Genomic DNA, 7,932 nt, shown 5'->3' on the forward strand with positions numbered 1-7,932 from the left:
CCCCCGCGATGGCCGAATGGACCGTCGGTGCCGTCATCGACGCGATCGCCGACACGGTGCCGGACCGGGAGATGACGGTGTGCGGCACCCGCCGCACCACCTTCGCTCAGGGAGCCGAGCGGACCCGGCGGCTGGCGAACTTCCTGGCCGTCAACGGACTCGGCGCGCACACCGAACGCGCCGAACTGAGCCGCTGGGAATGCGGTCAGGACCGGGTTGCGCTGCTGATGCACAACGACCAGTACCCCGAGATGGTCATCGGCTGTCTGAAGGCACGCACCGTGCCCGTCAACGTCAACTATTACTACTCGCCGGGTGAGGTCGCCGACCTGCTCGCGTATCTGCAGCCGCGGGCGGTCATCTACCACCGCTCGCTGGGGGCCAAGTTCGCGTCTGTCTTGGACGCGGAGGTTCTCATCTCCGTCGACGACGGCGAAGGCGACGAGCTGGCCGGCTCGGTGTCACTGGATGATGTTCTGGCCCAGGGCGATACCGACTGCGTCGCACCTGTCTCGCCGGATGACCTGTTGATGATCTGTACCGGCGGCACCACCGGCAGGCCCAAAGGGGTGATGTGGCGCCAGGGCGACATCTACGTATCGTCCATGAACGGTGCCGACCACGACGCGGTCGAGGAGATTCACACCAAGGTCGCCCACGCGGGTCCGCCGTGGTTCGCGGTGTCCCCGATGATGCACGCGGCCGGGATGTGGACCGCGTTCTCCGGGCTGCTGTCCGGCCAGACCGTCGTCCTGCACGACACCAAGCCGAAGTTCGATCCGCGCACAGTGCTCGAGACCGCCGAGCGCGAGAAGATCGGCTTGATGACGATGGTCGGCGACGCCTACGCCGCGCCGCTGGTGGAGGAACTGAACGCGCGGTCCTATGACCTGTCGTCGATGTTCGCCATCGGTACCGGGGGCGCGGCCACCAACCCCAAATACCAACGGGCGCTGCTGGACCACATCCCGCAGATCACCATCATCAACGGGTTCGGTTCCTCGGAGACCGGCAACATGGGATTCGGGCACACCCAGCGCGCGACCAAGACGGCTGAGACCTTCCAGCTGCGGCCCGGCGGCCTGGTGCTGGCCGAGGACTACACCCGATTCCTGACGCCGGGCGAGGCCGAGGTGGGCTGGGTGGCCCGCAACGGACGAATTCCGTTGGGCTACTTCAACGATGCCGCCGCGACCGTCAAAACCTTTCCCGAGGTGGCGGGTGAACGGGTGGTGGTGTCCGGTGACCGGGCAGCACTCGAGTCGGATGGGTCGCTGCGGCTCTACGGCCGAGACTCCCTGGTGATCAACACCGGCGGCGAGAAGGTGTTCGTCGAAGAAGTCGAAGAGGCCTTGCGCGCGCACCCCGAGGTGGCCGATGCGCTGGTGGTCGGCCGATCCAGCGATCGCTGGGGTGAAGAGATCGTCGCGATCGTGGCGCTTCGCGCCGAGGTGGCCGTAGAGCTCCTGCGGGAACACTGCGCGACCCGGTTGGCGCGGTTCAAGATTCCCAAGGACGTGCTCGTGGTCGACCAGATCCGCAGGCTAGGAAACGGCAAGGCCGACTACCGGTGGGCCAAGGAATTCGCGGTGGGAAAGGTTCGGACATGACACGGGTCATCGATTGCCTGGCCAACGTGCACTTCGGCGAGACGGAGAACCAGCCCACCTTCATGAAGAAGGTGCGTGATGACTACTTCAAGGGTCCCGCGTCGTTGTACGACCCGATCGATCTGACCGAGCTGCTCGACGAGATGGACGCCCACGGCGTGCAGCGCGCCATCCTGATGGACTCACTGGTCAAGCCGTCGGTGACGGCACGCAAGTTCGTCGACGCGCACCCGGACCGGTTCGCCTTGGCGATGGGTGGGGTGAACCTGCTGCGTCCCATCCCGTCGCTGCGCGAGCTGGCGGCCATCACCAAAGACTTGCCGGTGGCGTATACCGTTGTCGGTCCCAGCTTCTGGGGTGACGGCCAGTATCCGCCCAGTGACGCGGTGTACTACCCGCTCTACACCAAATGCGCGGAGCTCGAACTGCCGCTGTGCGTCAACACCGGCCTGCCGGGCCCACCGATACCCGGTGAGGTGCAGAACCCCATTCACCTGGACCGGGTCTGCGTGCGGTTCCCGGAGCTGAAACTCTGCATGATCCACGGTGCCGATCCGTGGTGGGATGTCGCGATCCGGATGCTGATCAAATACCAGAACCTTCGGTTGATGACGTCGGCGTGGTCGCCGAAACGGTTGCCGGAGAGCCTGTTGCACTACATGCGCACCCGCGGGCCCGGGAAGATCATCTTTGCCTCCGACTTCCCGGTGCTGCGGATGCAGCGCGTGGTCCCGGAAGCGCTGGCGCTGGATCTGCCCGCCGAGGTCTTGGACAACTACCTCTACAACAATGCCGCGGAGTTCTTCTTCGGCGAGAGCCCCGAGAAGGAGAAGTGATGGATCGCTTCGAGCTGCGCAGGCTGGACTACAGTCTGTCCGAGGACCACGTCGATCTGCAGACGGCATACCGGCAGTTCTTCAAGACGCACTGCGACATCGAGACGGTGCGGGCGGCCGAAGCCGGCGGGTTCGACAAAAGCTTGTGGGAACGGTTGTGCGCCATGGGCGCCACCACGATGGGGCTGCCCGAATCCGTCGGCGGCGACGGTGCGACCCTGGTCGATCTCACCCTGGTGGCCGAGGAGATCGGGCGGTCGCTGGCACCGGTGCCGTGGATCGATCATGTGGTGGCCGCCCGGTTGCTGGCGCGCCTGGGTGCGCTGTCCGGCGAGAACGCGGCGGAGATCGTGCAGGGCACCCAGCTGGTTGCCATCGATCCGCAGCAGGTGGCCCCGTCCGGCACCCGACTGATCCCCGCCGGGTCGATCGCCGACCGGGTGATCATCCGCGACGGTGATGATCTCGTGCTCCTGCAGTTCTCCAGCCTGCCTGCCAAGGTGGACAACATCGGCAAGCTGCCGATGGCCTGGGTGGACCCGGCCGCCGCGGACAGCCGCGTCGTGCTGGCAAGTGGTACTGCCGCAGCCGCCGAATACCAACGTGCACTGGATGAATGGCGAGTGCTCACCGCCTCGGCCCTGGTCGGTCTGATCGAGGAGACCATGACCATCGCCGCCGAGTTCGCCAAGTCCCGCTACACCCTCGGTGTGCCGATCGGCACGCTGCAGGGCATCTCGCATCCGCTGGCCAATATCGCCATCGCCGTGCAGAGCGGACGCGGGCTGGCCCGTCGCGCCGCCTGGTTCCTGGACAACGAGCCGGACGAACGGCCCGAGCTGGCACCGTCGGCGTTCGTGTTCATGGCCGAAGAGGCCGCCAAAGCCGCCACCATGGCCGTGCATGTCCAGGGCGGGCTCGGGGTGTCGGCCGAAGCCGCCGCCACCGCTTACCTGGTGCGGGCGCGTGGTTGGGCGCTGGCCGGTGGCGACCCCGGAGCCACCGCCGTGCACATCGCCGCCATCGTGACCGCCCGCGAAAGTCTGGAGGCCTGATCATGGATTTCTCCCGTGTTGAACTGTCCGCCGAGGACGACGCCTTCCGCACCGAGGTGCGCGAATTCCTGGCCGGCGTGGTGACCGAGGATGTCATCCGTCGCGACCGCGAGACCGGCGACAACTTCGACGAGGGTGTGCACCTGGCGCTCGCCGCCGCCGGATATCTGGAGAAGGAATGGAAGACCGAGGGCGAGGGCGGCTTCTCCCGGGTGCGTTCGCGCATCTGGCAATTGGAGAAGCGCCGGGCCGAGGTGCCGTGGGTGACCTGGGGAACGACGTCCATGGTGGCGCGGTCAGTCGCGAAGTTCGCCCAGCCGGAGATCCGGGACGAGGTGCTGCGCGGCGTGTTCGACGGCACCGTCCGGTTGAGCCTGGGCTACACCGAACCCGAGGGCGGCTCCGATGTCGCGACGTGCAAGACCCGCGCGGTGCGCGACGGCGATCACTGGGTTGTCAATGGCTCCAAGATGTTCACCACCGGGGCGCACAACTGCAAGTACACGTTCCTGATCACCAACACCGATCCGGACGCCCCGAAACACAAGAGTCTCACCATGTTCCTGGTGCCCCTGGATCTGCCCGGCGTCGAGATCCAGGGCATCCGCACCGTCGACGGTGACCGCACCAACATCGTCTACTACTCCGACGTACGCGTCGACGACAAGTACCGGATGGGCGAGGTCAACGGCGGGTGGACGGTGGTGCGCGAACCGCTGGACGCCGAGCACGGCGCCGTCGCCGCCGCCGACGACGGGTTGGCCGACGTGGCGATCATGATGCATCAGGCCGGCTTCATGGTCGAGGCCGCCGATAAGGTGGCCGCGGTGGTGGGCACCCGTGCGGCAGAGGACACCTCGGTCGGATACCGGTTGGGCCGCAGCCTCGCCCGCATCGAGGCGTCGTTGTCCGCGCCGAGCATCTTCGGCCGGGTCGCCTTGGCGCAGACCATGCGCGATGTCGCTCCCGATCTGATGGACATCGCCGGACCGGCCGCCGCGCTGCCGATCGACACCGACGGTGGCTTCGACGACCGCAGTGAGTACGTATACCGGTTTGCTCCGTTGGTCGGCATCTACGGCGGCACCCTCGAGGTGTTCCGCAACATGATCGCCCAGCATGTGCTGGGGCTGGGCAAGCCGAGCTATGCCGCGCCCAAGAAAGCTTCGTGATGCTCGCCCGGTCAATCCCCGTCGCTTCGCTCGCCCCAGGTGACCCCGACCTGAAACTCTTCTACGACACCACCCGCCAACTCGTCTCCGGGGTGGATCTGCGCCGACTGCACGACGAGGACACGTCCTTCGACCGGCAGTGGTGGGCGCGGGCGGCGGAATTGGGGTGGACTGCGTTGTTGGCGCCCGAGGAACTGGGCGGCGGCAGCATCACCGGCAGTGGCGTCGCCGACCTGGCCGTGCTGGTCACCGAGCTGGGCAAGCATGCCGCGCCGGGACCGCTGCTGCCAGTGAGTACCGTCATCGCGGGACTGAGCGTCTACGGCGCCGACGTGGGTGGGTTGGTCGATGGCTCGAAGGTCGCAACGTGGGCGTTCTCCGGTGACGGTGTACCTCGTTTCACCGCAACCGGTTTCACCGCCGTCGAAAGGGACGGCGGGTACGTGCTGTCCGGGGCGGCCGAGCGGGTGGAGGCCGCCCCGCAGGCCGATGTGTTCCTGGTGCCCGTGACCACGCCGGCCGGTGTGCTCCAATTCCTGGTGGCCGCGGATGCTCCCGGCGTGACGGTCACCAGGGTGCGCTCCATCGACATGGTCCGCCAGTACGGGACCGTCGTCTTGGACGGTGTGACCGTGGGTGAGCCGCTGGGCGATGCCGCGCGCACCGCCAAAGCCATGCAGCGGCAATGGCAGATCGCTGTTCTGCTGCGGTGCGCCGAGATGGTCGGGGCTTTGCAGCAGGCGTTCGACATCACCTATACGTGGGCGTTCGACCGTTATTCGTTCGGCAGGCCGCTGGCGTCCTACCAGGTGCTCAAGCACCGCTACGCCGACATGTTCCTGGGGTTGCAGGCCTGCGAATCGATCGTCGATGCGGCCGTGAAGGCAGTGGCGGAGGGGGACACCGATGCCGACACACTGCTGAGTGCGGCGAAGGCTTTCGTCGGCGAACACGGGGTGTCCGCGTTGCATGACTGCATTCAGTTGCACGGCGGGATCGGCGTCACCTGGGAGCACGACCTGCACCTCTACCTGCGGCGGGTTGCGCTGAACGCCAACACCTTCGGTACACCCCGGGACCACCAACTGGCCCTGGCCGACCATGTCGAGAAGGTGCACGGCTGATGTCGGTGCAGGAGTTTCGTGCCGCCGCCCGCGCATGGCTGGCCGACAATATGCCGCGCGTCGACCCCGACAGCCCGCCGAGCTACCAGATCGACGACACCAAGGTCTGGGACCGGTCGCGGGTGCTTCAGCGCCGCATCCACGACGGCGGCTTCGCCGGAATCTGCTTTCCCACGGAGTACGGCGGCCTGGGTTTGACCCGCGAGTACCAGCGGGCCTTCGACGACGAGTCCGCGGGCTACGAACTGCCCTATCCGCTCAACGTGCCGTCGCTGGCCATCTGCTGCGCCACGCTGCTCGATGTGGGCTCCGAAGACCAGAAGCGCGAACACATCTCGGCTGCGTTACGTGGTGAGGAGATCCTGGCGCAGTTGCTCTCGGAGCCCGGCGCAGGATCGGATCTGGCCTGCGTCACCACACGAGCGGAGGCCAAGGATGGGCGCTGGGTGCTCAACGGTGCCAAGATCTGGTCCACCGCGGTGTTCTCGGCCGACTACGGCCTGTGCCTGACCCGCACCGACTGGACCGTGCCCAAGCATCAGGGCCTGACCATGTTTCTGGTGAAGATCGACGCGCCTGGTGTGACGGTGCGGCGCATCGTGGACATCAACGGCCACGCCGAGTTCTGTGAGGTCTTCCTCGACAATGTGGAGTTGCCCGCCGGGTCGATCGTGGGGGAGCTCAACGACGGATGGTCGGTGGCCTCCACCCAGCTCGGTCACGAACGGCGCGCCATGGGTGGTGGTTCCGAATTCGCCAGCGGTATCGAGGAATTCCCCGACTCCAACCGCAACATCGACCTCGTGGCCCTGGCTCGCACGCTCGGTACCACCGCGGACCCTGCGACGCGCGCGGCGATCGGCAGGCTGTACGCGCGATGGGCGGTGCATGACACCTTGATCCCGCACGTGATGGGCAAGATGGCCAGTGGTGAGTTACCGGCCGCATCGGCGTCACTGATCCGGCTGTTCGTCGCCGAGACCGAACACCTGGCCAATGATGTGGCCGTCGGTCTGGCCGGGCCGGGTGTCGTGGTGGGCGGGGCGTATGACTCAGCGGAGGAGCGCGCCCTCGGGCACAACCTGCTGGCCCGTCAGATCATCTCTATCGGCGGCGGCACCACCGAGATGGCTCGCAACGTCATCAGCGAGCGGGTGCTCAATATGCCTCGTGAGTTCGCCGCGGACCGCGGAATCCCGTTCAACGAGGTGCGGAGCAACCGGGGCAGCTGACGGCCGGTCAGTCCTTCGCGTTGTCGCGCCCCGACCGGGCTGCCCGGCGTTGCATCTCGGCGCGCTCGCGGCACCGGCGGCGGAATTCTTCTTCGGCAGCGTGCTCGGTGTTGTGCGCGTCGGGGGCGTTCAGCCTGGGGCGCGGGCGGCCCGCGATCCACCAGGAGAGCGCGCCCGCCACCGGAACCATGACGACCAGCAATGTCCACTGGGTGCGGGGGAGTCCGTGGATGCGCTCCTCGGGGCTACGGGCGATATCGACGATGGTGATCACCAGCAGCGCGGTGACCAGCAATCCCAGATAGGGCATGGACAAGCTGTCCTCTCGTGGGCCGAGCCCGAGGTTGGACGACACAACACTGGGCCGACTCACGTGCTCCGAACCCAGCAAACGCCCGCATGGAGTGCTTGCTCAGCAGCCACCTAGTTGGTGGTTGTGGGTGGTGGTTCGTAGGGCGTGTACCACCACCATTGGGCGTGTTCGCCGGTCGGCCCTTTGTAGGGTTCGACGTTTGGTGGTGGGGTTGTGGGTGGTCGGGCCAGTGATCCGCGGTTCAGAGGTTTTCCGGCGTCGTCGGTGACGGTGAGGCGGTCGGCGGGCCCGGTGATCGTGATGCCACCGCGGTGGTGCAGCCGGTGGTGGTACGGGCAAAGCAGGATCAGATTGTCGAGTTCGGTCTGGCCGCCGTCTTCCCAGTGTGTGATGTGGTGGGCGTGTAGTCCGCGGGTGGCGCCGCAGCCGGGGACCGCGCAGCAGCGGTCGCGGTGCTCCAGCGCGCGGCGTAGTCGGCGGTTGATGGTGCGGGTGGCCCGTCCGGCGCCGATGGGTTGGCCGTCGCGGTGGAACCAGACTTCGCAGGTGGCGTCGCAGAGCAGGTATTGGCGGTCTTCGTTGGTCAGGAC

Annotated in this window: 8 protein-coding genes; 6 read left to right on the top strand and 2 right to left on the bottom strand. The window is 66.9% G+C overall.

The features are described 5' to 3' along the window. The first annotated feature begins 8 nt into the window (after positions 1-8). From AC1DY7_RS08495 to AC1DY7_RS08520, 6 genes are read left to right on the top strand one after another with little or no spacing between them, the layout of a single operon-like run. A complete protein-coding gene (locus AC1DY7_RS08495) occupies positions 9-1,610 on the top strand; it encodes an acyl-CoA synthetase (RefSeq protein WP_477493199.1) in 1,602 nt (533 codons plus the stop codon). After that, the gene (locus tag AC1DY7_RS08500) at positions 1,607-2,446 is read left to right on the top strand and encodes an amidohydrolase family protein (RefSeq protein WP_477493200.1); all 840 of its coding nucleotides are present in this window, start codon (positions 1,607-1,609) and stop codon (positions 2,444-2,446) included. Before AC1DY7_RS08495 ends, AC1DY7_RS08500 begins: the two co-directional genes overlap by 4 nt. Then, positions 2,446-3,501, top strand: a complete 1,056-nt coding sequence (locus tag AC1DY7_RS08505) for an acyl-CoA dehydrogenase family protein (protein ID WP_477493201.1) — start codon at positions 2,446-2,448, stop codon at positions 3,499-3,501. The genes AC1DY7_RS08500 and AC1DY7_RS08505 overlap by 1 nt, the downstream gene beginning before the upstream one ends. 2 nt (positions 3,502-3,503) lie before the next feature. Next, positions 3,504-4,673, top strand: a complete 1,170-nt coding sequence (locus tag AC1DY7_RS08510) for an acyl-CoA dehydrogenase family protein (protein WP_477493202.1) — start codon at positions 3,504-3,506, stop codon at positions 4,671-4,673. Next, on the top strand, positions 4,673-5,797 hold the full coding sequence (locus tag AC1DY7_RS08515; RefSeq protein ID WP_477493203.1) for an acyl-CoA dehydrogenase family protein: 1,125 nt from the start codon (positions 4,673-4,675) through the stop codon (positions 5,795-5,797). The genes AC1DY7_RS08510 and AC1DY7_RS08515 overlap by 1 nt, the downstream gene beginning before the upstream one ends. Further along, on the top strand, positions 5,797-7,029 hold the full coding sequence (locus tag AC1DY7_RS08520) for an acyl-CoA dehydrogenase family protein (protein WP_477493204.1): 1,233 nt from the start codon (positions 5,797-5,799) through the stop codon (positions 7,027-7,029). Before AC1DY7_RS08515 ends, AC1DY7_RS08520 begins: the two co-directional genes overlap by 1 nt. Before the next feature lie 7 nt (positions 7,030-7,036). Here AC1DY7_RS08520 and AC1DY7_RS08525 read toward each other — a convergent pair whose 3' ends face one another. Further along, positions 7,037-7,339, bottom strand: a complete 303-nt coding sequence (locus AC1DY7_RS08525) for a PLD nuclease N-terminal domain-containing protein (RefSeq protein WP_477493205.1) — start codon at positions 7,337-7,339, stop codon at positions 7,037-7,039. Between the two features lie 113 nt (positions 7,340-7,452). Further along, on the bottom strand, positions 7,453-7,932 hold a 480-nt coding region (locus AC1DY7_RS08530), incomplete at its 5' end, for an HNH endonuclease signature motif containing protein (RefSeq protein WP_477493206.1).

The organism is Mycobacterium sp. P2_H7 (assembly GCF_056403275.1).

What these genes read in the sequence shown, in the direction of transcription:
- AC1DY7_RS08495 (WP_477493199.1), top strand. Translation starts at nt 9, where the DNA reads ATGGCCGAATGGACCGTCGGTGCCGTCATCGACGCGATCGCCGACACG.
- AC1DY7_RS08500 (WP_477493200.1), top strand. Translation starts at nt 1,607, where the DNA reads ATGACACGGGTCATCGATTGCCTGGCCAACGTGCACTTCGGCGAGACG.
- AC1DY7_RS08505 (WP_477493201.1), top strand. Translation starts at nt 2,446, where the DNA reads ATGGATCGCTTCGAGCTGCGCAGGCTGGACTACAGTCTGTCCGAGGAC.
- AC1DY7_RS08510 (WP_477493202.1), top strand. Translation starts at nt 3,504, where the DNA reads ATGGATTTCTCCCGTGTTGAACTGTCCGCCGAGGACGACGCCTTCCGC.
- AC1DY7_RS08515 (WP_477493203.1), top strand. Translation starts at nt 4,673, where the DNA reads ATGCTCGCCCGGTCAATCCCCGTCGCTTCGCTCGCCCCAGGTGACCCC.
- AC1DY7_RS08520 (WP_477493204.1), top strand. Translation starts at nt 5,797, where the DNA reads ATGTCGGTGCAGGAGTTTCGTGCCGCCGCCCGCGCATGGCTGGCCGAC.
- AC1DY7_RS08525 (WP_477493205.1), bottom strand. Translation starts at nt 7,339, where the DNA reads ATGCCCTATCTGGGATTGCTGGTCACCGCGCTGCTGGTGATCACCATC.